The following is a 23,774-nucleotide window of genomic DNA, read 5'->3' as shown; positions in this document are numbered from 1 at the left end:
CATGGTCGGAAACGGTCGACTCGGCATTCTCATGAACCAGCCCGATCTCGTCTCCTCCGGCTCCGGGTCGCTCGGAGACCTGTCCGTGTTCACCCTGGACGTGGCCGACCTGCCGCTGCACGTCGTGCGATTCACCGGGCAGGAGGGCATCTCCGAGCCGTTCCGCTTCGCCGTCGAGGTCGCCAGCGCGGCGGAGATCGACCCCGAGACGTTCGTCGGTCAGCCCGCGCTGCTGACGATCCAAGGCCTCGACGTCGACCGCGTGGTCCACGGCATCGTGTGCGAGGCGGAGTACATCGGCGCGACCCGCTATCTGCAGCGCTACGAGCTGATCGTCGAGCCGTGGGCGCACCGGCTGAACCACCGCCACGACTGCCGGATCTTCCAGGACAAGACGACGCAGCAGATCGTCACCGAGGTGCTGGACGAGGGCCGGCCTGCCGCGCGACTGGTTCCGCTTCTCGCTGACCGGGACCTACGCGCCGCGGAACTACTGCGTGCAATACCGCGAGAGCGACCTCGCGTTCGTCAGCCGGCTGCTCGAAGAGGACGGCATCTTCTACTTCTACGAGCACGAGCAGAGCCGGCACGTGGGTGATGGCGGATCACGCCGGCGCGCACGGCCCGATCCCCGGCACCTCCACGGTGTGGTTCAACCGGCCCAACAACCTGGTCCAGGACCGCGAGCACGTGAAGGAGCTGCAGATCGGCAGCCGCGTGCGCACCGGCAAGGTCACCTAGCGCGACCTGAACCTCCACCGGCCCGATCAATCGATGGAGGTCAAGGAGGCCGCGAAGCACAACCCCGAGCCTCGAGCAATACGACTTCCCCGGCGAATATCAGTTCCCGGGCCGCGCCGGGCCGCACCAGGGCCAGGCGATGGCGCGGATCCGCCTCGAGGCGCACCAGGCCACCCGCAGGCAGGCCGTCGGCACCAGCGACTGCCCGCGCCTTTACGCGGGGCCGTGATGACCCTGGTCGGTCACCCGCACGAGGAGCTCAACGGCGAATATCGCCTGATCCGCGTCGAGCACAAGGGCGAGCAGCGCAGGCGCTGCAAGAGGATGCCGCGGGCGCGATGTCCTATCATAACACCTTCGGCGCGACCGAGCTGAAGGTGCCGTTCCGGCCGGCCCGCACCACGCCGAGGCCGGCGGTGCGCGGGTGCAGACCGCGACCGTCGTCGGCCCCGCGGGCGAGGAGATCCACACCGACGAGCACGGCCGGGTCCGCGTGCAGTTCCACTGGGACCGCGAGGGCGAGCACGACGAGCGCAGCACCTGCTGGGTCCGCGTCAGCCAGGCGTGGGCCGGGCACGGCTGGGGCGCGATGTTCCTGCCGCGGATCGGCCACGAGGTGCTGGTCGACTTCATCGAGGGCGACCCCGACCGGCCGATCATCACCGGGCGCATCTACCACGGCATGAACGAGACGCCGTACACGCTGCCGGAGCACAAGACGCGCAGCACGATCAAGTCGGACAGCTCGATCGGCGGCGGCGGCTACAACGAGCTGCGCTTCGAGGACAAGAAGAACGACGAGCAGATCTTCCTGCACGCGGAGCGCAACATCGACGTGCGCGTCAACGACGCGTTCTCGACGGTGTTCCGCCACTGCACGTGACCGTCGGCAACGACGAGCAGGGCAAGGCCGGCGACAGCTTCGTCCAGCTCTACCACGACCACCACCTCAACGTTCACCGCCACACCACGGCGCACCTCGGCGGCGACGTCCAGCTGCTCGTGGGCGGCATCGACGCCCGGGCCGCGTCGACATGCACGTCCGCAGCGACAAGCTCGAGCTCGTCGACGGCGACAGCCACGTGCACGTGCGCAAGAGCCTGCTCGAGAAGGTCGACGATTCGGTGTCGCGGATCGTCGGCGGCAACGAGCAGGCCCGGATCGCCGCCGCCTCGCGGTCGAGGCCGGCGACGAGGTCCACTTCAAGGCCAGCAAGATCGTCCTCGACGCCGGCGACGCGCTGACCATCCAGGGCCCGGGCGGGTTCATCACCATCGACGCCGGCGGGATCTACATCAAGGGCAGCATGGTCTATATCAACAGCGCCGGCTCGCCGGTCCGCGCGGCCGCGGCCGATCCGCGGACCGCGGCCGACGCCAAGGACGCCCAGCCCCAGCACGCGATCGAGTCCGAGCGCGGGTCGAAGTAGACGCGATGCTGACGATCGGCAAGGACCAACTGGCCCGCTTCCGCGAGCCGCCGCGCCGTGCCTCGAAGCCGAGATGGTCGAACACCTGGCCGCCTTCGCCGCCGCTGTTCAAGACGCTCGGCGAGGAGCCGATGCTCGTGGTCGTGCGCACGGGCATGGCCGCGGCCGAGCGCCACGGCTTCAACCTGCGCGGCCCGGTGCGCATGTACCTCGAGCTGATGCTGCTGTTCGGCAGCCGCTTCGACACCGACCCGCAGTACCAGGTTCCACGAGCTGCTGACGGCCGAGCCCGACGCGCCGCAGATGCAGCGGGCCGAGCGGATCCACGAGCGGGTGACGGAGTACCGCCGGCAGGTGGCCGGGCCGGACGACGATTACACCTCGCGGCGCTGCGGCGGATCCTGCATTCGCGGAGCAGCCGCTGGAGTACCCGCCGGCGCAGATCGTCGGGGAGATGGCGCGCCAGTTCGCGGCGGTGTACCTGGAGAAAGTCGCCTACGTCGGCGAGCCGGCGCTGACGAACCTGATCGTCGAGGGCGTCGAGACGGCGCGCGACCTCAAGGCGCCGAGCGCCCGCGGCGAGGCGCTGATGAGCGTGCTGATGTTCGCCTTCGGCCACGGCTGCCACGACGACCCGCTCTATCCGTGGATCGCCAACACCATCCGCGACGGCATGGTCCCGGAGCCGGCGAGGTGGCCGGTTCGGCTCGAGAAGAAGGCGATCACGTGCCGAGGCACGTGCTGGGTGACCTGCCGAGGAGAGGCTGAGCATGGCACACCGCCAGGGACTGACCGATCTCAACGCCAAGTCCGGGGCGAGCTCCGTCGATTCGGCGGTCGGCGCGTGGTGCGACTGCCCGCGCTGCTGCGCGAAGATGACGGAGGAGCGATGAAGACGATCTTCCCCAGCGCCTCCGCCGCCAAGATCACGGGCGTGACGAACGCCTTCAACAGCGCGTTCGAGAAGTTCGAGCTCAACCGCTGCCTGCGCAAGGCCCACTTCTTCGCCCAGATCCGGCAAGAGGTCGGGGCCTCGATCAGCGCCCTGACGGAGGACCTGCACTACAGCGAAGCGGGCTGAAGAAGAACTTCTCGTACTTCGGCAGAACCCGGAGGAGGCGGCGCTGTACGGCAAGACCGCCGAGCACGGCGCCGATCCGGAGGCGATCGGCAACCGGGCCTACGCCAACCGCAACGGCAACGGCAGCATCGAGAGCGGCGAGGGCTACAAGTACCGCGGCCGCGGGTACATCCAGATCACGGGCAAGGAGATCTACCAGAACGTGCAGAGCCAGATGGACGCTCGCTACCCGGGCAACGGGCTCGACATCGTGAACAACGTCGAGCAGGTCCTCGAGACCAAGGGGCGGGATGCTGTCGGCGATGGCGTACTGGCGGTGGAAGAAGCTCAACGATCGCGCCGACAACGGCGACACCGGGGAGCACGTCGACAAGATCACCGATCGTCGATCACTACACCCACACGCGCCCGGATCGGCGCACCAACTTCGACACCACGAAGGTGGTGTTCAAGACCGCCGAGTGCACGAACCGCCCGAAGTGAGCGCGACAGCGCAGCTCGCGGAGCTGGTCGTCCTCGTCCTCGTAGAGGATGACCTCGAGGTCCTGCAGCAGCTCGGCGCGCTGCTCGGGCGTGAAGACCTCGACTGTGGTGCGCATGACCTCGGGTCGTAGAAGCGGAAGAACAGCCGGCGCGGCTCGCCCTCGCCCTTGACGACGAGGAACCGACGCAGGTGCCGACGCACGGCCTCGAAGTCGGCGCGGCTCTGCAGGAAGATGCCCCACGCGTCGCCCCAGCCCTCGTGGACCAGGCGCTCCAGCAGCCCGGAGTCGCCGCGGATTGCACGAGGTACGGCGCGACGTCGTCGAGGGCGCGGCCCGGCTCGCCGTCGTACAGCGAGGCGTGGGCGTCGACGCTCTCCTCGAGCAGCACGATGGCGCGGTCGGAGCGAGCGGCGTCGATCACCGCGTACAGCTCGCCGGCGTCGCGACGGGCCGCAGCGCCCGAGGGCGGCCGAGCTCGCGGGCGTGGGCGTGACCGGCGAGCGCGGCGGGTGCGGTCCTCGACGAGGAAGCGGAAGGTGGTCGCGCCGGCCTTCACCCAGCCGCGATTGGCCAGTCGCCGTACCACCTGGCGTCCCGTCGATGGTGATCTGCTGCGGGTCGTGGGCGCGCACGTGGCCGCGACCCCGTCCCACACGATCTGGAACACGGCGAGCCGGAGGCGTCGGCGTGCACGACGAAGTCCGCGTCCGCGGTGCCGACGGTGCGCGGCACCCCGTGCTCGAGGATCAGCTTGCGGAACGCGTCGCGCCCGGTCCACACCTGCAAGATGCCGCGGCGCACGAGCGGCGGGCCCTTCGGCAGCAGCGGGTAGCGATGAAAGGTGTAGTCGAGCTCCTCGAGCTGGTCGGCGTACTCGGGGTCGACCGCTCGAGCTCGCGGGCGGCGAGCGGGCCCAGGGTCGTGCGCGCTCCTCCGGGTACGGCACGCGGCCGTCGGCGGTGGTGCGCGCCATGTAGTCGAGCTGCGCGTCGACGTGCTGCAAGAGCGGCCAGCGCGACGGGTCGAGCTCGCGGGTGCGCTGCCGGGCCTCGCCGAGCACCTCGGCGAAGGCGTCGCGCGACAAGATCCGCATCGTGTCGGCCATGGCGAGCCTCCACGGCAGCACGAGGCTGGCGCCGGCGTGGAACACCTTGGGGACCATGAGCTGCGTCCGCCGCCCTCGCAGGCGACGAACTGGCCCGGGTCGTCGACCAGCGCCGGCATCGACCAGGTGTCGGTGATCGCCGCCGCGGTGCTCTTGAGGCCGAGCGCGGGCGCCCTCGTCGAACGCGATCACGCGCCTGTCCCGCGGGACAGGTGGCGGCGTCGGCTCGCCGTCCTGCAGCGCGTACACCAGCTCCGACACGCCGAGTTGCTCGGGCGGGACGTCGGCGAGCGAGAAGTACTGGCCGGTCCCGGCGCCGGGCAGGCCGCGCTGGTAGAGGGTGCTGCCGGCGATGTCGACGACCTCGACGGGCTACGAAATGTCGATGCCGCCGATGTGCGACCAGATCCGGCTCGGCTTGACCTTGTCGCCGGTGTGCGCGGCGTAGAACTGATAGGCGACGGCGTAGCGGGCGGCCTGGCGCAGGTCGTCGAGGCCGTCGCCCTCGTCGAGCTGACTGGCCAGCTCCTGCGGCGTCAGGCCGTCGCCAGCGTCAGCGCGGCGCCGATGAGCGCGCCCACCGGCGGCTCCTCGTCGACGAGGGTGACCGTGTCGGTCTCGACCTCGGCCGAGTCGTCCTTGTCCTCCATCTCCCGCCGCCGGCGTCGCACTCCTCGCAGAAGGGCGTGGCGCTTGGCGGCCGTGAACATCGCCATGCTCTGCGGCGAGCCGCCGACGATGACCGAGGGGCAGCCTGCCGTGATCTGGCCGCCGTGCGAGGACGGGTCGGTCTTGCGCGGCGTCGCGGAAGTTGATGAGCACCGTCGGCGAGCCGTCCTTGACGCTGTCGGCCGGCCGACCGGGAAGCAGACGACGCTGTCGCTCTACCCCGCGCCGCGGGCGAGAAGCGATGATGACGTTGGCGCTGCCGCTGAGGATCGGCCCGCCGACGTGCGGCACCGGCCCGGGCTCCACCTTGGGACAGCTGTGCATATCACCAATACGTGCGGCGTCGGGCATGCCCGGCGATCCTCGTGCCCTGCGCTCGCGCGGGCAGCGGAGGCACTCTAGCAGAGACGGCGCGCGCCTGTTCCGACGCGCGGGCGCCGGCGTGGTGCGCGACGTGAGCCGGGGCGCCCACGATGTCCGCTTCGGTGAGCGCGCGAGCGGGTCCGACGCGGCGCGCCGCGGACGTCTCGCAGCGCGGCCGTAGCGAGGCGCCCGACAGCGTCCACGGGTCGCGCCGGCACGCTCGCCTCGCCGGTCGCCGCGGTCCGGCCCGCGCGCGCTCACGACCGCGCGGCATCGCGGCCGGCGAAGCGACCGGAGCGCGACCGGCGGCGCTGCGGCGGACGACGTCCTCGGCGGCGCGATCCCGAAGCGACCGGGAGGCCCTCGACGACAGCATCGTCGCCGCTCCGCCCTGTCGCCAGCGGTGTCGCCGGGAGCGAAGCCAGAGCGCCCGTCGTCGTGCAGCCCGCGGCTCCGACCCGCTCCCGTGCGGACATCGGCCACCCGCGATCCCGACGATTCGCCGATCCTCGCGACGCCGAGCCGCCGCTGACTCCTATGTCCATTCGGGCATGCACCCAATGACATGTCCCTCGCGCCACAAAATAGCGACACTGCGCGGATGGGCGCGGCGGCGAACGGCGAGATCTCCGGGGCGCGGATCCGCGGTGTTCACAATCAACCGCAGATCGAGCCGCAGCCCCGGGCCGGTCCGTTAATGTTGGGATCGATGATCGTTCTCGGCCGTCGAACCAGCGTTTTGCGGCTCCGCGGGCGAATCGGACGATATCGACGTACGCGGTTTCCCATGACGAGGCGAATCGATGACGTCCAGCCTCGCAGCATGGCCGTCCGTCGTGGGATCAGCATCCTCGATCTGTTGCCGCAAACCACCGGGGTCGCGTTGCAGATCCCCGATGGCATCGTCGAGCAGATCGGCGTCCTCACGATCCTGGACCATCGGTCCACCACCAGCGACGACCACTTCCTCCACGAGGGCACGCTGCAGGCGCTCGCGGACGTGTTCGACCTCGACACCGACGACTGGGCGCTGCGGATCCCGGGGCTCACGCACGGACTGCCGTTCCGCCTGGCGATCCGGCGCCCCGGCCCCGCCGGCGAGCAGGAGGGCGAGCCGACGTTGTGGACAATCGACATCCAGGTGTGGACGTCGAGGTCCAGATCCGGCGTGACCCCGGCGCAGCCGGTCGGCGGCACCGGCGTCACGCCGCTCACGCTGCAGAAGATCGCGCCTCCGCCCCCGCCGCCCGGGGACCGCGTGTATCTGGTCGCGCGCGGGGTCGCGCGGATCAGCGGCGGCGGGGCCGGCGGCACCCAGGTCCAGGTCGTCGATTCACCGGACCTGCTGGATCCGACCGCCCCGACCGGTGCCATCATCTCGTCCGACCGCGCGGCCGCCGAGCTTCTTGATCGCCGGCTCCGAATCTCGGGATGACGCTCGATCAGTTCGTCATCGACCTGAGCAGCACCTTCACGCCGGCGGAGATCGAGGCTCGCGGCCACGACGAGGCGTGGCAGGCCTCGCGTTCCGCGAGACGACCTTCTATTTCCCGCCCAGCACCCCGCTCGTCCACAGCCTTCGGTCAGCGCCCGCGACGTCATCGTCGGCGACCCGGGCGGCCTGCAGGGCGAGATCCGCATCGAGTTCGGGCAGGACTTCGACGACGTCTACAACAGCCGGCTGACGATCCAGGAGGAGCAGGCGGGCGGCGCCGAGGTCGACGTCCCCGAGACCACGATCCCGCCGCTGGAGACCCGGCGGGAGTACGCGATGACCTCGGCCCCGGCGGGGCCGGGCGGCGTCCGCGCCGTGTTCGACGTCGGCGCCGGCGAGCTGATCCTCGGGCACACCGACCTGCGGTGGTCGGCGTGTGTGGAAGCTCCCGAACGGCGACGAGGGCAACGAGCCGACCACGCCGTGGTTCGATGCGCCGACCAACGAGCAATTGCAATACCGCCTGCGGGTCGGCGATCCCAGCACCGCGGTCAACACCGCGACCCCGCCGAGCACCGTGCCGGCCGGCCAGACCGAGCTCGTCGACGTCTATGTGACCTTCCCGCTGCAGGCGGGCGGCCCGACCGGCATCGGCCCGGTGATCGACGCGACGATCGGCGCCGACACCTCCGCAACGTCCTGCACCTCCGCGGCCCGCGGGCGCTGCTGGCGACCGTCACCCTGCAGCTGCGCAGCGGCACCGCGGACTGGCGCCTCGGCACCGGCGGCGCCGATGACCCGCAGCGGGTCTCGTCGTTCGCCCTGCCGCTCCTGGCCGAGGGGCGGCCGACCACCGACCTCGTCGCCACCAACGACGACGGCACCCGGCGGGTGCGGATCGACGTCGTCCCGACCGGACCGCTCGCGGTCGGGCACCAGAGTACGACCGACAACAACTCGCCGGCGCAGGTCACCGTGGTCGGCACCGGCCCCGCCACGCCGACCGCGGTCGTCGACACCTTCCTCGCCAGCCCGTTCCACGCGGACGCCGACTGGCCCGCCGCGCCGAACCTGGCCACCCTCGCCGGCACCGACGTCACCGTCCCGCAGGGCGCGGACGCCGAGGTCGAGGTCCCGGTGCCGACCGGCGCCAACGATCCGCCGCCGCAGCCGCAGGTCGCGAACGAGACCCCGCGGGTCGTGCAGGTCCAGTACGAATGGGATCAGACCGTCCCGATCCGCGTGCTCTACCCCTACGCCGGCACCTCGACCGCCGGCGAAGGCCTGCACGAGCCCGACGCGCGCCCGCTCGCGCTCGAGTTCACCGGCCGCGCGCGCCTGCAGGGCAGCAACGTCCAGCAGCAGCTGACCTCGTGGATCGCCGCGCTCGGGACCCCGCACGGCCGCAAGTTCTACGTCCTCGGCCGCACCGATGACCTCAAGCTGGCCGGCACCAAGAGCGAGAACGACACCTACAACAACACCCTGGCCACCCAGCGCGCCAACGCGGCCCGCAACGCCCTCGTCGCCGCCGGCGTCTCGGCGACCGACATCACCGTGGCGATCGAGTCGGCCGGCTTCGCCTCGCCGCCTGAGGGCAGCCCGCCCGCGCGGCTCGTCGGGGCTCGCCGACTCGCGCTGCCGTGGCCGCAGTCGCCGGCCTTCGCCGCCGGCGCGACGCCGGTGGAACCGCAAGTGGAGCCCGGACAGCACCACCGCTCGCAACGCCGCGATCAACGACCCCAACCGCCCGCCATACCGCTGCGCCGAGATCTACGCGGTCGACACCACCGCGCCGCCGCCCCCGGACCGGTGATTCCGGGCCCGGGCGCCGACCCGGCTGCTCGTGCCCGGCCCCGACGGCGCGCCGGACCCCGGTCTCCAGACGACCACCACCCAGCCGCCGCCCACCGACTACCGCGTGCGCCTGCGCGTGAAGTGGGACAGCCCGACGGTGGTCAGCCTCGCCGACGCCATCCCGACCGAGGCCGAGGCGCTGGTCGCCTGGAAGGCCGCGGCGGTCGAGCTGCCGTCGAGCGGGGTGCCGCTGCCGCCGCCGACCGGGCCCGATTACTGGGAGATCCTGCTGCGCTGGGTCTACGACGAGCGCAGCGGCCAGACCGAGGCCAGCGGCGCCCTCAGCCTGCCTGACGGCACCCTCACCTGGCAGAGCGACGCGCTCGCCGGGCCCTCGCGTTCGGGCCGGTGCTCACCGCGATCGTCGACCCGGCCGAGGTCATCCCCGACCAGGTCGGTCAGTTCGTCGCCGCCGCGGCGATGATCGCCGCCGGCGCCACGATCGGCGAGCTGCTCAACACCGGCACCCTGCCGAGCAGCGTCGACATCGACAAGCTCGATCTCGCACAAGTGGAACGGCGCCCCGCACGTCGCCGCGACCCTCGACTACACCATCGAGCTGCGCGTCAACGTCAGCATCAACGGCATCGGCTCCGTCGAGGGCCACCTGCGCATGCGTTACAAGGGCGTCGGCCTGCGCTTCGACGGCGCGCCCGGCGGCGGCCCGAGGGCCTCGCGCTGACCTACGACAGCATGAGCGTCGAGGTCGTCAATCCGGGCACCTGGGAGCTCGGCGGACCGCTCGGCAACCTGATCCGGATCGCCGCGTCGCGCATGGGTCACGGCTCGCAGTGGATGGAGTTCGACCTCGAGTTCGCGCTCGACCTCGGGGTCGTGCGGCTCGAGGGCGCGACCATCCGCGTCAAGCTGCCCGACGACAGCGCCCCGTTCTCGGTCGAGTTCCGCGGGCTCACCGCCTCGGTCGACGTCCCCGGCGCGATCAAGGGCAAGGGCTCGGTCACCATCGGCGACGGCGGCTCGTTCCGCGCCCTCCTGTCGCTCGAGGTCATCCCGGCCAAGCTCAGCGCCTACGGCTCGCTGGCCGTCGACCAGGACTTCGTCGCGGTCGAGGTCGGCGTGCAGCTCCCGGTCGGCATCCTGCTCGGCGCCACCGGCTTCGGCATCTTCGGCTTCGTCGGCCGGTTCGTCGCCAACGGCACCCGCAACCTCGACGGCCTGACCGCCGCCGAGCCGGTGCAGCGCCAGCTCGACTGGTACACCCGCTCGCCCGAGCTGAAGTATAAGCGCAAGTTCGGCCAGTACGCCTTCGGCGTCGGCGCCGTGGTCGGCACCCTGCCCGACAGCGGGTTCACCTTCAACGCCGAGGGCTCGCTGACGATCGGCTTCCCCGACGTCTCGGTGATCTTCGGCATCGACGCCAAGCTCGTCACCCAGCGCAAGAGCGCGGCCACCGAGTCGGGCACGACCTCGAGCGGCGGCCTGCGGATCCTCGGCATGGTCCTGATCGAGCCCGACTCGATCATGATCGGCGTGCGCGGCTCGTACGAGATCCCGAAGGTCCTCAAGCTCGAGATCCCGATCTCGCCTACTTCCTGCTCGCCGGCGGCGACGCCTGGTACATCCGGATCGGCTCCGACAACCACGCGACCCGCCCGGGCAACCTGGTGACGATCGTCCTCTTGCCGGAGATCCTCGACGTGCGCGCGTGGCGTTCGTCATGATCGAGGAGCGCCAGTTGCACGGCCTCGGCGGCACGCTGGTCCCGCTCGACCTCGCCGACCCGCTCGACTTCGACGGCTTCTCGATCGGCATGGGCGCCGGCTTCGACCTCAAGTGGTCCGCGGCCCGTTCAAGCTCGAGATCAGCGCCTTCCTGCTGGTCGGCCTCGGCACCAAGCCGTTGCTGTTCGCCGGCGCGGCCGGCATCAAGGGCGAGCTCGACCTCGTGCTGATCTCGGTCGGCGTCGACGGCCTCGTGCACTTCCACGTGTCGCCCGGCTACAGCTACTTCGAGGGCCACTTCTGCGGCCACGTCGACCTGCTTCTTCGAGATCTCCGGCTGCGTCGACATCCGGATCGGCGACGACCCGCCGGTGAACATCCCGGTGCCCGAGTCGCCGATCGCCGGCATGGACCTGTGCGACCACCTCGCCGTGGTCAAGGGCACCGCCGCGCGGGGCGGCGCCGGCGCGGTGCCGACGGTGTGGCCCGACACCATCGCCGTGCTGCGCTTCGCCCACTTCGCCGAGGACGGCCTCGGCGGCGCCGCCGATTTCCAGCGCCGGCTGACCGCCCCGGCCGCGCTGTCGCCGTGGAGCGGCTCGACCGAGCTCAAGTACGCCTTCCGCCTCAAGACCGTCACCCTGTGGAAGCTGACCGGCGCCGACCCGAACAACGCGGCGCACTGGACCCTCGTGCCCGGGCCGTTCGACGCGGCGTGGTGGCTGCCGTCGTGGCGCGCGGCGATCATCGAGGGCGGCGACACCACCGGTCCGAGCACCGAGGAGGGCCGCGAGCTCGGCCTGTTCAGCTGGGACCCGCGCGCCTGGTCGCGCTGGCTCGGCGAGGGCTCGCAGGAGGTCCCCGGCAACCCCGGCAACACCATCGAGCACGTGTGCGACGAGGTCGCGCCGGCCGACCCGTCGTGCGCCTACGGCCGCGCCCGCGAGTACGCCTACGGCGTGCTCGGCCAGTTCCGGGCCGAGCCGCCGGCGGGCGCGGCGTTCCCCAGCCGCTTCAAGGTGTTCGCCAGGTTCCTCGACGGCCTCGACGCCGGCATGCTCGCGGCTCTCGGCGCCGACGCCGGCTGGACCTGGATCCCCGGCGCCGTCGCCCCGCTGCACGGCGCGATCGACCTGCACGGCACCGTGCTCGCCGAGGGCTGGCGGTTCCCGTCGTGGCGCGCCGTGGGCAAGATCGTCGGCACCGCGCCGATCGTGCTGCCGCTGTCGAAGCCGCTGCTCGGCGGCGAGCTGGTGCTCGAGGTCTGCACCGACAAGGACGCCGCGGTCGTCACCACTGGCATCTGCGACGCGATGCCGAGCGGCGACGGCATGATCGACGGCTTCACCGGCAAGTCGAAGACGAAGTACTCCGGCAGCTCGCTGCAGCCGTTCCTCGTCGGCGATCAATGGGCGCTGCGCCTGCTCAAGAACGTGCTCGAGGGCCAGTACCCGGGCACGATCGACGCGGTCGCGGTCGACGTCGACCCGAACGGCAGCACCGCGACGCTCACCGCCTACGACGCCAACAACGGCGTGCTCGGCACGGCCACGACCGTCGGCGCCGGCCGTCAGTGGCTGCGGATCGAGGCCCCCGGCATCGTCAAGATGCGGCTCACCGGCGAGAAGCAGCCGGTGGTGTACGAGGTGCTGGGCCGCAAGCGGCCGATCCTCGACCTCGTCACGTTCAAGCCGTCCGACTGGCCGCAGGTGATCGCCGTCGACATCCACGACAAGCAGACCGCGCTCGAGCCCGAGATCCTCAAGGGCGAGGGCGAGTGCCCGAAGCTGCGGTACAAGCTGCCCGAGAGCGACGGCTGGACCCGCGTCGAGGTGGCGCCGTGGAACCGCGGCGACGTCGCCCTCGTGGCCCTGTGCGGCGTGACCTCGAGGCGAGGGCGGCCCAGCAGGCCGAGGTCGACTACCGCGCCTCGCTGATCGACCTGATGCAGCAGTGGGTCCTCGCGGCGACCGACAACAAGCCGACGCACACGACCTACCTCGACGACGCCTCGACCTACGAGATCCGCGTCGCCTGGCAGTACCAGGGCTTCCGCCCGTCCAGCCCCGGCCAGGAGCCGTCGCCGACGAGCACCGGCACCTGGCTCGATCCGCCCGGCATGCCCGAGCGCTTCCGCTTCCACACCGCGGCGTTCGGCCTGGCCGCCGCGCCGCCCCCGGTCGAGAACTCGAGCCTCGAGGACCCGGCCCAGGGCGGCCCGGGCTTCGACGAGCGGACCTTCGACCCGCGCGGCGTGGCCCGCTACCTCACCCGCGCGGCGCCGTCGCACGAGGACCCGCCGCACTTCCTCGACGACCACGCCGGCTTCTGGTTCATGGTCGACCACCTCGAGTCGCTGGTCGACAAGTACGACCGCACCTTGCAGGTCAAGGTCCTTCACACGCGGCCGGCGGCCGGCTCGATCGAGCCCGACGCCGTCCACCACGCGGGCGGCCTGCACGTGCTCGACGTGACGACCTCGGTCGCGTGGAAGGTCGACACCAGCGCCTGGTTCCTGGCCGACCAGCAGCTCATGGAGGCGGTCGCCGCGGCGCCGTGCATCGGCGGCACGCCGGCGGTCGGCTCGTCCGCGGTGTCGGTCACCGCCGACCTCGAGCCGCGCACCGAGTACGACCTGCTTCTCAACGCGGCGCCGAAGATCGTCGACGCCTTCCCCGAGGTCCCGATCGCCCGCAGTCACTTCCGGACCTCGCGCTACCGCAACCCCACGGAGATGCTGCGCGCCCTCGGCTTCGCCACCCCGGTCGGGCTGTCGCCGCCGACCGACGCCCTCGTCATCGCGTCGCTCGCCGCCGGCCCGCTGGCGATCGGCGACACCGAGCTCGACGCGGCGTTGACGACCCTCGGCCTCGACCCGTGGCCGCTGCCGCCCGCCCCGCGCACCACGGTGCTGTGGCAAGAGCCGACCGCCCCGGGCCAGCCGTGGCGCGTCGTCGGCGTGCTGGTCGAGGCGGACGAACCGGTGTGGCGCGCCGGGCTGCGCACCGGGGCCTTGAACGAGCCGCTCCCGCCCCCGCGGCTCGAGGTGATGAGCCTGCAGCTCTACCGCTCCTTCGACAGCATGGTGCCGTTCCCGACGCCGCACCTCGTCACCCTGCGGGCCCCGCTGGCGCCGCTGAGCGAGCGGGTGCGCAACGCCGCCGGCACGCGCTCCATCTTCGTGCCCAGCGCGCCGATCCTCATGCAGGGCGGCCGGATCTACGACCTCGAGGTCAAGTTCAGGGAGAACGGCAGCCCGGGCGCCACCGGCTCCGCGCCGCTTTGCGACCGCCCGTTGTTCGTGCTGGAGGAGGGCGAGTGATGCCGAGGACCACGCTTCCCACCACCGCGGAGGAGTCACGATGAGCAGCACCCAGGCCCCCGTGTGGGCGTTCCATGCCGAAGCGATCGACGGCGTCGGCGATACGCACCTGCCGACCGGGATCCACGTCCGTGCCCTGCCGTCGGCGCGCCTCGGCCTGCCCGCGGCGCCGCTGGTCGTGTACCGCGCGGTCCTCGACCTCGCCAAGTACAAGGACATCGTCCACGACGGCGGCGTGACGTGGATCGACAGCCACGGCGCGCCGCGGACGGTGCCGTTCGAGGTCACCCCGGACAACCCGGTGTACGGCTACTTCCCGGCGCCCGAGGTGTTCTGGGCCGAGCTGCTCGCCGAGCCGGCCGACAAGCTCGACCCGCTCAAGGAGCCGCCGTACAAGGACATCGGCGAGCTGGCCAAGGACGGCTTCAAGAGCGAAGAGGACCTCAAGAAGTTCGTCGACACGCTCGGCCCGATCCTCGGCGAGCAGCAGAGCCCCGCCGGCGTGCTGCGCTTCGAGGCGCTGACCAGCACCGGCGTCGGCGTCGCGCCGATCCTGTCGCGCTCGACCGAGCGCTACGCCCTCGCCGCGTGGACGATCCAGCAGGTGCGCGTGGTCGGCAAGGGCACCGTCAAGGGCATCCGCTGGCTCGACAGCGCCGCGCTGAAGAAGGCCCAGCTGTCCGAGCAGCTGTGGCAGGTGTGGAGCCTGCCGGTCAAGCCGAAGGCGCGCTACCAGCCGACCAGCAACGCCGAGTCGGAGGCCAAGGACCAGTGCACCGCGGCGGCGCGACCCGCCAGCCGATGTACGTCGCCCACACCGCGATGACCCCCGGCACCGCGCCCTCGGCGATCTCCGACGACGCGATGGCGCGGGTCGACCAGGTCAGCGGCGAGATCGATCGCTGGCTCGACCTCGTGCTCAGCGACACCAGCGTCGAGACCTGGCAGGTCACCGACCAGCAGGACGTCGACGGCAAGGACGGCGACATCCGCGTGCCGGTCGAACCATTCATCCTCGCCGGCGGGGTCGACCCCGACGTCGGCCACCGGCTCGGCTTCGGCGACGTCGACCTCAAGCCGCCCGCGGGCGTCGGCTCGCTGGTGTTCTACCGCGTGCGGGGTGGCGCTGGCGCGCGAAGCAGTGGAACGCGGCCCAGCAGCAGTCCTTCGCCGCGGCCGTGCGCGCCGACAGCAAGGCGGTCGAGGCGAGCCCCGAGCTCAAGGAGTTCGGCCTCGTGCCGACCGAGAAGGGCCAGTTCGTCGACCTGCACGCGACCGCGGTCGCGTTCGTCGGCACGCCGCCGGAGCTGCCGCCGGCGATGACCTTCGACAGCGCCGAGGACCGCGGCTGGCTCGCCGAGCCGCCGCCGCCCGACGTCCGTCGCGCGCTGCGCCTGCTCGCCAGTCAGTTCCGCCCGCACGCCGTGGCCGCGCTCGCGGCGACCGACGTCCGCGGCGACCGCACCCTGCACGCCTACCCGAAGTACGGCCGGATCACGATCGGCGAGCCGCTCCTGCCCGGGCTGCCGCTGCCGCTGGTGGTGTCGCGGCCGATCGATCAAGGCGCGCCCGGCGAGGGCCGCTTCGAGGAGCGCGACCGCCCGAGGGCGCCGTGTTCTACCGCCTCGCCGAGGGCGACTGGTTCGGCCGCTGGTCGCCGTGGCGCACGTTGTTGGCCCCGGCCAAGCTCCGCACCCCGCCGATGCGGCCGGTGATCGAGATCTATCCGCAGCCGCCGACCGTCGGATCGCCGGTGCAGGACGGCCTGCTGCACTGCACGATCACGGTGCGGATCCCGATCCCCCGCACCTCGGAGCTGCCGCCCGGCGGCGCCCGCCTCGCGCGCCTCGACCTGGTCGAGACCTTCGAGGGCAGCCCGACCACGGTGGCCAGCTACCTGCTCGCCAGCCCCGCGCCCGCGACGATCGAATCGCTGCCGCCGGTGCCCGACATGCTGGTCATCGTCCGCGACGGCCCGGACCTGCCGCGCTGCGGCTCGAAGAAGGTCACCTACACGGCCCGCTGGATCGACGAGCTCGGCCTCGTCTCGCCCGACGCCTTGCCGGCGCAGCGCACCATCGTCGACCCGCGCCCGCCGCCCCGCCGCCCGTGATCACCGAGCTGCGGTGGACCGCCCGCCCCGACGTCGAGGGCCACGCGCGCGTCGACCTCGACTTCGGCTCGACCATCGGCACCCGCTACCGCGTGTTCGTCAGCAACGAGACCCTGCTGCTCGAGGCGCTCGAGCAGGACGGCCACCACGCCGCGCGCGCCGAGATCCTCGCCGCCGAGCCCGGCGCCCCGCGGGCCGAGAAGTTCAAGGACCACAAGGCGCTGTTCGGCTGGAACCACTTCGAGGGCCTGGACGAAGCAGCCGATCGTCGCCACCGCGACCACGACCCGCTTCGTCCACCGCGTGTCGGGCTCGCTCGAGGTGCTGACGATCTACCGCGTCCTCGGCGAGGGCCCTCGGGCGCGCTGTCGGAGATGTCCGAGGCCGACCTGGTGCCGTTCGCGGTGCCGAACCTCGGCCCGCCGACGCGGCCGCAGGTCTCGCTGGTCAACGCCGGCCTCGACCCGACCACCGACGGCGTCAAGCTGCGGGTCAAGGTCCCGCGCAGCAAGGCCGCGCCGAAGGCCTGGCGCCTGCGCCGGACCAGCACGCCGACCCGCGACGCGCTGCGGATGCCGCTCGTCGACGAGGGCCCGGTCAGCGGCGCGGAGGTCGACGGCGAGGGCACGAGCTTCGACATCCTCGCCGCCGCCCTGCTCGCCGTGGCGCGTGTACAAGTTCGCGGTCGAGGTGCAGCGACGACCCGCCGGGCGCGCCGACGGTCGGCGTGATCCTCCCGGGCGAGTGGAGCGAGGCGAGCCCGCCCGCGACGGTCTCGGTGATCCCGCCGGACCCGCCCGCGGCCGCGACCGGCGTCGCCGTGACGAACGTCCCGGGCGCTGCAGATCACCGTCAGCCACCCGAACGCCGACGGCCTGTACGGCTCGCCGATGGGCATGCACCGCTTCGAGTTGTGGCGCATCGAACCCGGCCAGCGCCCGCGCGGCGCGAGGTCACCTTCACCCGCGGCGCCGCCGACACCTGGGTCGGCGCCGACCCCGGAGAGGCGCCCGCGGGCACCTACGTGACCGTCTCGATCATCGACCCCGCCGGCCGGCGCAGCGACGCGACGCCCTCCAACCAGATCTGAGGTCCCGATGGCCATCACGCTGAATCCTCCGATCGACGACCTCGGCATCATGGCTCCGGTCCTCGACCGTGGTTCTCCGACGCCGCGGTCAACCTCGACGTCCCCGACCCCGCCGACCTGCTCCGGCTCACCGTCGAATTCGCCGCCGCCACCGACTGGTTCGCGCCGGCGACCGGCACCCTGAGCCTGTTCGTGACCAGCGGCGCCCCCCTGCCGGCCCTCGACGCGCTGCAGGACAGCAGCGGCGCCTGGCCCTTCCCGGCCGGCCGGATCGTCGCCCTGTTCCGCCTGCTGCCCGAGGTCGAGGCCCGGCTGCACGCGCTCGTCGGCCTCATCCCCGCCGCGACCTCGGATCCGGTCGACGACCCGCCGACCGAGGCGAGCGCGCCGACGCGACCGCAGGTCCGCAGCCTGGCGCTCGTCCTGCCGGCCGGGACCCCGCTGACGCCGGCCGGCATCTACCCGTTCTTCGGCGGCGAGGCCGGCATCCCCGGCGACACCCCCGAGGAGAAGATGGCCGCGATCGGCCTCGCCATCGACGGCGGCAACCTCGTCAACGCCGCGCTGCCGATGACGTGGTTGCGCCGGCCCGGCGGCGAGGTGGCCGACCGCGACGTCCTGCTGCAGGACCTCGTCGGCGAGGTCGACCTGTGGGCCTTCGATCGCCGCGGCCGCGCCATCGATCCCGGCGCGGTCGCGTGCTGGTGGTCGTGGCTGCTGTCGACCGCCGTCGGCGACGACCCGGCGACCGACGACGAAGACATCCAGTTGCTCGCGCCGGACATCGACGCCGCCGACTACCCGCAGCAGGGCGGTCAGCCGGTGGTCGTGCAGTTCGCCGCCCAGCGGACCGCGCACCTGGTCGACGCGCACGAGGGCCCGCTCGCGGCGCCGTTCATCGGCGGCGGCGACCGCCTGCAGGTCGACGGCGCGGCGACGGCCGACACGCTCGTGCAGGTCGCCGACGACGACGCCATCGCCCTGACCTTCGCCCCTCCCACCGCCCGGCGCTCCGCCGACGCTCGACAACCCGCAGGTCGACGACGCCCCGCGGCCGCGCATGGCCGTGCTGCCGACCGGCAACTACGGCGCCGAGGCGACCCTGTGGCCCGGCGGACCGGTGCACGCCGGCCTGACGCGAGACTTCGTGCGCGTCGCGGTGGTCGACGAGGAGCGCCACCTGGTCGGCCTGGAGCGGCGCGACAGCCGGGCCGCGGGCGACCTCCTCGAGCGCCGGCGATCGGCCCAGAACCGCCCGAGCACGCGGATCCACGTCAACCGCACCAGCACCACAGGCGGCGTCCTCTTGACCCACGGGCGGGCCGCCGCCGACGCCCTGCTCGCGCTGCCCAACGCCGACGACCCCACCCGCCTGGTGCTCGGCCTCGGCGACTTCGCGTGGGGCGGGACCCCGAGCGCCGCGGCCCCGACCCCGGGCGCCGGCCCGCTGCCGTCGACCCTCGCCGACAGCGGCACCGCGGCCCCGGCTGTCGGCCAGTACCGCGTCCGCGCCCTCACCGGCGGCGGCGCGCTGGCCGAGGATCACCAGACCGTCCTCGTCGAGTTCAACCTCGGCCCGGACTGCGTGGGCGCGTGGATGCGGGCCTGGCCGCTCGGCTTCGACCTCGACATCGCCCTGCACTTCCGCACCAGCGGCGGCGCCGGGCGCGTCAACGCGGCCGGCGTCGCCCACCTCACCATGGTGCTGCTCAACGGCACCCTCGGCGCCAGCGGCCTGCTCGGCATGGACACCCTGGTCCCGCTGCCCGACGCCACCGGTGCCGTCGCGGCCCAGCGCCGCTACGCCGACCGCCGCTTCACCCGCCCCGCGCCGGTCGGCGGCGCCGCGGCGACCACGATCGCCGGCGACTGGGTGGTGTGCGAGACCGGGGCCACCGGCACCGGCGCCCTGCCGAGCGGCGCGGTGCCCCCCGGCGGCCACGTGGTGCTGCTGTCGGGCACCCCGGCGATCGTCGACCGCACCGCGATCCCGGCCGCGGCGTGGGACGACAACACCCTGCGCAATCAACTGCAGGCGACCGACATCGTCTCGCTGACGTCGCCCGCGTACGGCTCGACCCCCGATCGCGCGAGCGTCACCGGTCGCCCCTTGCCCCGCACCCCGCCGGGCGGCGGCGGCGATCCGCGCGGCCGCCTCGACACGATCGTCGGCAACCGCCTGCACTACCTCGACCGCGACCTGCTCGCCTCGGCCACCGCGTCCTCGATCCCGTACACCCTGCTCGACCGGCTCGAGGTCGCGGCGGCCACCACCGGCGACGACGCGGCCACCGCCGTCATCGGCGCCGCGCCGGCGGTCCCGTGGGCGTTGGAGCCCGCCCGCGACTTCTTCCTCGGCCACCCCGGCGTGCCGGCGGCGATCGAGATCCACGGCACCGGCGTCAGCCTCACCGGCGCGCCGGCGGTCGCGGTCGCGGAGTACGTGCGCGAGCGGACCGCGGGGCTGTCGTTCCCCGAGGTGCAGGCGCTCACCGAGCCGGTCCGCTCGGCGGCGATCCAGAGCGAGCTCGCGGTCGCGGCCGAGGCCGCCACGCCGTTGCCGACGATCGCCGACGGCGAGGACGCCGGGCCGGTGGTCGCGGTCCTCCGCACCTCGGCGCTGGGCATGGAAGGCGCGCCGGGCGTCGGCCTCGCGGCGGTCAACGACGCCAACATCTTCCCCCTCAGCCAGAACGAGCTCGCGCTCGAGGCCTGGCTCGACGCCAACATCACGATCGCCGGCGGGGCGGGCACGGCCCTGCGCAACGCGATCGGCGACGAGATCGACTCGATCACCCGCGCGCTCGACCGCCGGCTCTTCACCGCGGCGCACGGCGCCCGCGACACGCTCCTCGCCCTGCTGGCGGCGATCCGGCGCGCCCAGGACTTCGTCTACCTCGAGACCCCCGCGGTCGACGACCTCGAGACCGACGCCGAGGACGTGCCCGATGCTTGGTGGGGCCAGCTGATCGATCGCATGACGGCACGCCCCGGCCTGCGGGTGATCCTGTGCGTCCCGACGCAGCTCGGCCCCGGCACGCCCAAGCGCCTGCAAGAGGTCCGCGACTTCAGCTTGCTCAAGGCCGTCGACGCCTTGCGGGCCGTCGCGCCCGACCGCGTCGCCCTGTTCTCTCCGGGCGCCGGCGCCGGCCGGGCGGTGCGATTCGCCAGCACCTCGGTGGTGGTCGACGACGCCTTCGCGCTGACCGGGACGACCCACCTCTGGCGCCGCGGCCTGACCTGGGACTCGTCGCTGGCCGCCGCGGTGTTCGACGAGCGGGTGATCGACGGCCGTCCGCAAGACGTCCGCGCGTTCCGGATCCAGCTGCTCGCCGACCGCCTGGGGATCCCGACCACCCGCGTGCCCGACGACCCCGCCGAGCTGGTGCGGGCGATCCGCGAGCTCGACGCCCGCGGCAGCAACCGCCTGTCGGTCACCTCGATCGTGAACCCGAAGGAGACGCCGACGAACGCCGAGCTCGACGCCTGGAACGCCGACGGCACCCGGTCCGGGCTCGACTTCAACTTCGTCGCGGCCCTCCTGGTCTCGTTCCTCGCCTTCACCGACGTCGAGCACGCGATCGTCGAGGGCTGACGCCCCGCAACGACGACGGCCCGCCCGGCTCACGCACCAACCGTGAGCCGGGCGGGCTTCGCTCGTCTCCCCTTATGACCTGTCCGAAAGAACAGGACGAAGAGACAGTCGGGGCACCGACCTCGACCGCTCCACGGCCCGCCTGCGGCCCGTCCACGGCCTATTTTCCTGCGAATCAGTTTTGAAGAAGCACCGACAGGAGGCCAGCGGTACACCGAGATCCGAAGAGAGGTGCCCATGAACCGCAACAACTGATCCGACAGACCCACCGCTGGCTGTCCATCGCCTTCACCATGGCCGTCCTCATCAACATCGCCGCCATGGGTCAGGAGCAGCCCGCCATTGGGTCGGCTTCCTGGCGCTGCTCCCCCTCATCCTGCTCATGCTCAGCGGCCTCTACCTGTTCGCCCTGCCGTACCTCGGCAAGCGGCGCAGCGCACGATCGACCGTCTGAATGCGACGAGCCTGGCCCCGCCGCCGCGCAGCTTCGAAGGACGCGCTCCGGCAGGTTCCCGAGGCGGGCTTCGACGCCGGCCGAGCTCCACGGCGTGGCGCCGTGCGTGATCCCCAACGGCGTGCTGACGACACGGTCGCGGCTCGAAGCGCTGATCGACGCCGGCATCGATCAGCCCCGGGTCAGCGTCGACGCGGTCGAATACGCGGCGTTCCGGCGCCTCGTCCCCGACCTCGACCTCGACGCAGGGCGCGCGCGCCCCACACGCACCGCGCCTGTCGCGCTCCCTGGAGCGCTGGCCGTCTCGGCGATGCATGTGCTAATTCGCGCATCAGCCTCGTGTCCACCCAGCCGCGACCCGCTCCTCCCACGAAGCTCATGCTCACCCGGCACGGAGAACTGCTGGCCCTGGCCGCCGGCCAGCCTGACGGCGCCAGGCTCGGTTCGGCGGCGCAGCGCGGCGTGCCGCAGCTCGGCACGCAGCTCCTGGAGCTCGCGGCCACCGACGGGCCGCTCCCTGCGGACCTCGCGTTCGGCCGCGAAGTCGCCCGCGCCGCGGTGCGGAGCTTGTCGGCGCGCCGCCGCACGAGCCTGGGACCCTGGAGCCTCCCCTGGCGCGCTTGCGAGCCTGCTGGCGGTCGCCCCTGACACCCTGCGCGGCGTCGACGAGCGCCTTCTGGCAGCTGCATGGCGCCAGGTCGTCCTCGCCGCGCGCGTCGAGCTGTCCCGCACCGGCGCCCCGCGCGAGGCCTTCGCGCACGCCCACGGCGTCGACCCCGAGGACGGCCGCCTGTACCTCCACCTCGCCGAGCGTGCGAACGACCGGGCCCACCCGTTCGCGTTCCTCGTCACCGTCGCGCGCGGCCGCGGCGATCACGGCCGCGTGCTGCACGTCCCCCTCGCCGCGGTGCTGACCGGGCTCGCCGCCGACGCCCTCGCGCGCCAGCGCTTGCTCGCCCCGCTGCGTCGGGCCGCGACGCTGAGCCCGTTCGTCCGCGCGCTCGTCGACAGCGGCGAGGTCTACCACCCGGTCGCCTGGACCGCCGCGCAGGCGCACGAGCTGCTGCTCGCCGCACCTGACCTCGAGGACAGCGGCCTGAGACTCCGCGTACCTGACTGGTGGCACCGCGAGCCCCCGCGCCCGCAGGTCCGCGTCGAGGTCGGCGGCGCCCGGCCGTCAGAGCTCGGCCTCGACGCGCTGCTCGACTTCGAGCTCCGCTACTTCCTCGGCGACGACGAGCTCACGCCCGACGAATGGCGCGAGCTCGTGCGCGCGCCGCCGGCCTGCATCACCTCCGCGGCCGCTGGATCGTCCTCGACCCGGCGCGCCACGCCGAGGCTCTGGGGCACTGGGACAGCATCGAGGCCCTCGCCGGTCGCGGCCGGATCTCGTTCGTCGAGGGCATGCGTCTGCTCGCCGGCCTGGACGAAGCGCTCCGGCGGCCTGGACCGTCGCTACCCCTGGCCCCTGGCTCGCGCGCGTCCTCGCCGAGCTGCAGAGCCCCGCCGGCAGCCCCGAGACCGACCCCGGCCCGGCCCTGCGCGGCACCCTTCGCCCCTATCAGCGCGAGGAGTGGCCTGGTTGTGGCTGCTCCGCGCCTCGGCCTCGGCGGTTGCCTCGCCGACGACATGGGCCTCGGCAAGACGCTTCAGGTGATCGCCCTGCTGCTCCTGCTGCGAAGACACGAGGTCGCGGACCCGCACCTCGTCGTCCTGCTCGCCTCCTTGCTCGGCAACTGGCGCGCCGAGCTCGAGCGCTTCAGTCCCGACCTGCGCGTCTACGTCGCCCATCGCAGCGCCGGCGACGTCGACGCTCCGCCCGCCGCGCCCGTCGACGTCGTCCTCACCACCTACGCCACGCTCCTGCGGCAGGCGTGGCTGCGCGAGCGCGAGTGGGGCCTCGTCGTCCTCGACGAGGCCCAGGCGATCAAGAACGCCCAGGCCAAGCAGACCCACGCCGTCAAGCAGCTCCACAGCCGCCATCGCCTGATCCTCACCGGCACGCCCGTGGAGAATTCGCTGACCGACCTGTGGTCGCTGTTCGACTTCAGCAACCCGGCCTGCTGGGCGGCGCCGCCGACTTCAAGGCGTTCGCCCGCCGCCCGGCCCGAGCGCGACGGCCAGAGCCCCTGCGCGCCCTGGTCCGCCCCTACATCCTGCGCCGGCTGAAGACCGACCGACGGGTGATCACCGACCTGCCGGACAAGACGGAGCTGCAGGTCTTCTGCGGCCTCACGCGGGTGCAGGCCGCGCTCTACGCGAAGGCGGTCGACGCCCTCGCCAGCGAGGTGGCGAGCCTCGACGGGATCCAGCGCCGCGGCGTGATCCTCGCCTACCTCACCCGCTTCAAGCA

The 23,774-nt window shown here is 72.6% G+C and carries 26 protein-coding genes and 6 pseudogenes; 26 read left to right on the top strand and 6 right to left on the bottom strand.

Annotation, left to right across the window (positions count from 1 at the left end; all coding sequences use genetic code 11):
• Window position 1: 1 nt before the first annotated feature.
• From OV079_RS51425 to OV079_RS51390, 9 genes and pseudogenes are all read left to right on the top strand, one after another.
• Window positions 2-421 (top strand): annotated as a pseudogene (locus OV079_RS51425) (contractile injection system protein, VgrG/Pvc8 family); the annotation flags it as partial.
• 76 nt (window positions 422-497) lie between these two features.
• A pseudogene (locus OV079_RS60720) lies at window positions 498-626 on the top strand (contractile injection system protein, VgrG/Pvc8 family); the annotation flags it as partial.
• Window positions 598-741, top strand: a complete 144-nt coding sequence (locus tag OV079_RS51420) for a hypothetical protein (protein WP_267777938.1) — start codon at window positions 598-600, stop codon at window positions 739-741. The pseudogene OV079_RS60720 and the gene OV079_RS51420, both read left to right, overlap by 29 nt.
• Before the next feature lie 25 nt (window positions 742-766).
• Window positions 767-970: a contractile injection system protein, VgrG/Pvc8 family gene (locus tag OV079_RS51415; RefSeq protein WP_267778839.1), complete on the top strand. Its 204-nt coding sequence runs from the start codon at window positions 767-769 to the stop codon at window positions 968-970.
• A gap of 195 nt (window positions 971-1,165) precedes the next feature.
• Window positions 1,166-1,624, top strand: coding sequence for a type VI secretion system tip protein TssI/VgrG (tssI, locus tag OV079_RS51410; protein ID WP_338089029.1), 459 nt, complete (start codon window positions 1,166-1,168; stop codon window positions 1,622-1,624).
• Between the two features lie 151 nt (window positions 1,625-1,775).
• Window positions 1,776-1,985 (top strand): hypothetical protein, encoded by a 210-nt coding sequence (locus tag OV079_RS51405; RefSeq protein WP_267777937.1) that lies wholly within the window; start codon window positions 1,776-1,778, stop codon window positions 1,983-1,985.
• 62 nt (window positions 1,986-2,047) lie between these two features.
• Entirely contained in the window at window positions 2,048-2,170 is a 123-nt protein-coding gene (locus tag OV079_RS51400) for a hypothetical protein (protein ID WP_267777935.1), read from the top strand.
• A gap of 5 nt (window positions 2,171-2,175) precedes the next feature.
• Window positions 2,176-2,688 (top strand): hypothetical protein, encoded by a 513-nt coding sequence (locus tag OV079_RS51395; RefSeq protein ID WP_267777933.1) that lies wholly within the window; start codon window positions 2,176-2,178, stop codon window positions 2,686-2,688.
• Entirely contained in the window at window positions 2,625-3,251 is a 627-nt protein-coding gene (locus OV079_RS51390) for a hypothetical protein (RefSeq protein WP_267777932.1), read from the top strand. Before OV079_RS51395 ends, OV079_RS51390 begins: the two co-directional genes overlap by 64 nt.
• Here the strand turns inward: OV079_RS51390 and OV079_RS51385 are convergent.
• The 5 genes and pseudogenes from OV079_RS51385 to OV079_RS51375 form a co-directional block, all read right to left on the bottom strand.
• Window positions 3,208-3,582 (bottom strand): hypothetical protein, encoded by a 375-nt coding sequence (locus tag OV079_RS51385; protein ID WP_267777930.1) that lies wholly within the window; start codon window positions 3,580-3,582, stop codon window positions 3,208-3,210. The two genes, OV079_RS51390 and OV079_RS51385, sit on opposite strands and share 44 nt — an antisense overlap.
• A gap of 61 nt (window positions 3,583-3,643) precedes the next feature.
• Window positions 3,644-3,850, bottom strand: coding sequence for a hypothetical protein (locus tag OV079_RS51380; RefSeq protein WP_267777929.1), 207 nt, complete (start codon window positions 3,848-3,850; stop codon window positions 3,644-3,646).
• A 38-nt stretch (window positions 3,851-3,888) separates the two neighbouring features.
• A pseudogene (locus tag OV079_RS60135) lies at window positions 3,889-3,963 on the bottom strand (hypothetical protein); the annotation flags it as partial.
• A 68-nt stretch (window positions 3,964-4,031) separates the two neighbouring features.
• Window positions 4,032-4,157 (bottom strand): annotated as a pseudogene (locus tag OV079_RS60130) (DUF4123 domain-containing protein); the annotation flags it as partial.
• A gap of 131 nt (window positions 4,158-4,288) precedes the next feature.
• Complete coding sequence (locus OV079_RS51375) at window positions 4,289-4,537, bottom strand: hypothetical protein (RefSeq protein ID WP_267777927.1); 249 nt, start codon at window positions 4,535-4,537, stop codon at window positions 4,289-4,291.
• A gap of 193 nt (window positions 4,538-4,730) precedes the next feature.
• On the opposite strand from OV079_RS51375, the gene OV079_RS51370 reads away from it, so the two are divergent.
• The 13 genes from OV079_RS51370 (at window position 4,731) to OV079_RS51310 (ending at window position 17,372) form a co-directional block, all read left to right on the top strand.
• Window positions 4,731-5,912, top strand: a complete 1,182-nt coding sequence (locus OV079_RS51370) for a hypothetical protein (RefSeq protein WP_267777926.1) — start codon at window positions 4,731-4,733, stop codon at window positions 5,910-5,912.
• A gap of 526 nt (window positions 5,913-6,438) precedes the next feature.
• Window positions 6,439-7,308, top strand: coding sequence for a hypothetical protein (locus tag OV079_RS51365; protein WP_267777925.1), 870 nt, complete (start codon window positions 6,439-6,441; stop codon window positions 7,306-7,308).
• Between the two features lie 336 nt (window positions 7,309-7,644).
• A complete protein-coding gene (locus tag OV079_RS51360; RefSeq protein WP_267777924.1) occupies window positions 7,645-9,459 on the top strand; it encodes an OmpA family protein in 1,815 nt (604 codons plus the stop codon).
• 54 nt (window positions 9,460-9,513) lie between these two features.
• A complete protein-coding gene (locus tag OV079_RS51355; RefSeq protein ID WP_267777923.1) occupies window positions 9,514-10,794 on the top strand; it encodes a hypothetical protein in 1,281 nt (426 codons plus the stop codon).
• A 37-nt stretch (window positions 10,795-10,831) separates the two neighbouring features.
• Window positions 10,832-11,077, top strand: coding sequence for a hypothetical protein (locus OV079_RS51350; RefSeq protein ID WP_267777922.1), 246 nt, complete (start codon window positions 10,832-10,834; stop codon window positions 11,075-11,077).
• Between the two features lie 141 nt (window positions 11,078-11,218).
• On the top strand, window positions 11,219-12,784 hold the full coding sequence (locus OV079_RS51345) for a hypothetical protein (RefSeq protein WP_267777921.1): 1,566 nt from the start codon (window positions 11,219-11,221) through the stop codon (window positions 12,782-12,784).
• Window positions 12,721-14,169, top strand: a complete 1,449-nt coding sequence (locus tag OV079_RS51340; RefSeq protein ID WP_267777919.1) for a hypothetical protein — start codon at window positions 12,721-12,723, stop codon at window positions 14,167-14,169. Before OV079_RS51345 ends, OV079_RS51340 begins: the two co-directional genes overlap by 64 nt.
• Before the next feature lie 40 nt (window positions 14,170-14,209).
• Entirely contained in the window at window positions 14,210-14,995 is a 786-nt protein-coding gene (locus tag OV079_RS51335; RefSeq protein WP_267777917.1) for a hypothetical protein, read from the top strand.
• Window positions 14,971-15,492: a hypothetical protein gene (locus tag OV079_RS51330; RefSeq protein WP_267777916.1), complete on the top strand. Its 522-nt coding sequence runs from the start codon at window positions 14,971-14,973 to the stop codon at window positions 15,490-15,492. Before OV079_RS51335 ends, OV079_RS51330 begins: the two co-directional genes overlap by 25 nt.
• Window positions 15,405-15,884 carry a hypothetical protein gene (locus OV079_RS51325; protein WP_267777914.1) on the top strand — a complete coding sequence of 160 codons (480 nt, stop codon included), beginning with the start codon at window positions 15,405-15,407 and terminating at the stop codon, window positions 15,882-15,884. Before OV079_RS51330 ends, OV079_RS51325 begins: the two co-directional genes overlap by 88 nt.
• Window positions 15,872-16,282 carry a hypothetical protein gene (locus OV079_RS51320; protein WP_267777912.1) on the top strand — a complete coding sequence of 137 codons (411 nt, stop codon included), beginning with the start codon at window positions 15,872-15,874 and terminating at the stop codon, window positions 16,280-16,282. The genes OV079_RS51325 and OV079_RS51320 overlap by 13 nt, the downstream gene beginning before the upstream one ends.
• Window positions 16,279-17,013 carry a hypothetical protein gene (locus OV079_RS51315; protein WP_267777910.1) on the top strand — a complete coding sequence of 245 codons (735 nt, stop codon included), beginning with the start codon at window positions 16,279-16,281 and terminating at the stop codon, window positions 17,011-17,013. The genes OV079_RS51320 and OV079_RS51315 overlap by 4 nt, the downstream gene beginning before the upstream one ends.
• A gap of 182 nt (window positions 17,014-17,195) precedes the next feature.
• On the top strand, window positions 17,196-17,372 hold the full coding sequence (locus OV079_RS51310; RefSeq protein WP_267777908.1) for a hypothetical protein: 177 nt from the start codon (window positions 17,196-17,198) through the stop codon (window positions 17,370-17,372).
• Between the two features lie 458 nt (window positions 17,373-17,830).
• Here OV079_RS51310 and OV079_RS51305 read toward each other — a convergent pair whose 3' ends face one another.
• Window positions 17,831-18,157 (bottom strand): hypothetical protein, encoded by a 327-nt coding sequence (locus OV079_RS51305; protein ID WP_267777906.1) that lies wholly within the window; start codon window positions 18,155-18,157, stop codon window positions 17,831-17,833.
• Window positions 18,158-18,432: 275 nt separating this feature from the next.
• Between OV079_RS51305 and OV079_RS51300 the strand changes: the two genes are divergently transcribed.
• From OV079_RS51300 to OV079_RS51290, 4 genes and pseudogenes are all read left to right on the top strand, one after another.
• Window positions 18,433-20,967: a phospholipase D-like domain-containing protein gene (locus OV079_RS51300; protein ID WP_267777904.1), complete on the top strand. Its 2,535-nt coding sequence runs from the start codon at window positions 18,433-18,435 to the stop codon at window positions 20,965-20,967.
• 237 nt (window positions 20,968-21,204) lie between these two features.
• A pseudogene (locus tag OV079_RS60125) lies at window positions 21,205-21,421 on the top strand (hypothetical protein).
• Window positions 21,422-21,515: 94 nt separating this feature from the next.
• Window positions 21,516-23,078 carry an SNF2 helicase-associated domain-containing protein gene (locus OV079_RS51295; protein WP_267777903.1) on the top strand — a complete coding sequence of 521 codons (1,563 nt, stop codon included), beginning with the start codon at window positions 21,516-21,518 and terminating at the stop codon, window positions 23,076-23,078.
• Window positions 23,051-23,733, top strand: a pseudogene (locus tag OV079_RS51290) (DEAD/DEAH box helicase); the annotation flags it as partial. The gene OV079_RS51295 and the pseudogene OV079_RS51290, both read left to right, overlap by 28 nt.
• Window positions 23,734-23,774 lie beyond the last annotated feature (41 nt).

The organism is Nannocystis pusilla (genome assembly GCF_026626665.1).
Classification (GTDB): Bacteria; Myxococcota_A; Polyangia; order Nannocystales; family Nannocystaceae; genus Nannocystis; species Nannocystis pusilla.
The sequence above is the reverse complement of the archived record's forward strand: the minus strand, read 5'-3'. Positions and strand labels throughout refer to the sequence as shown.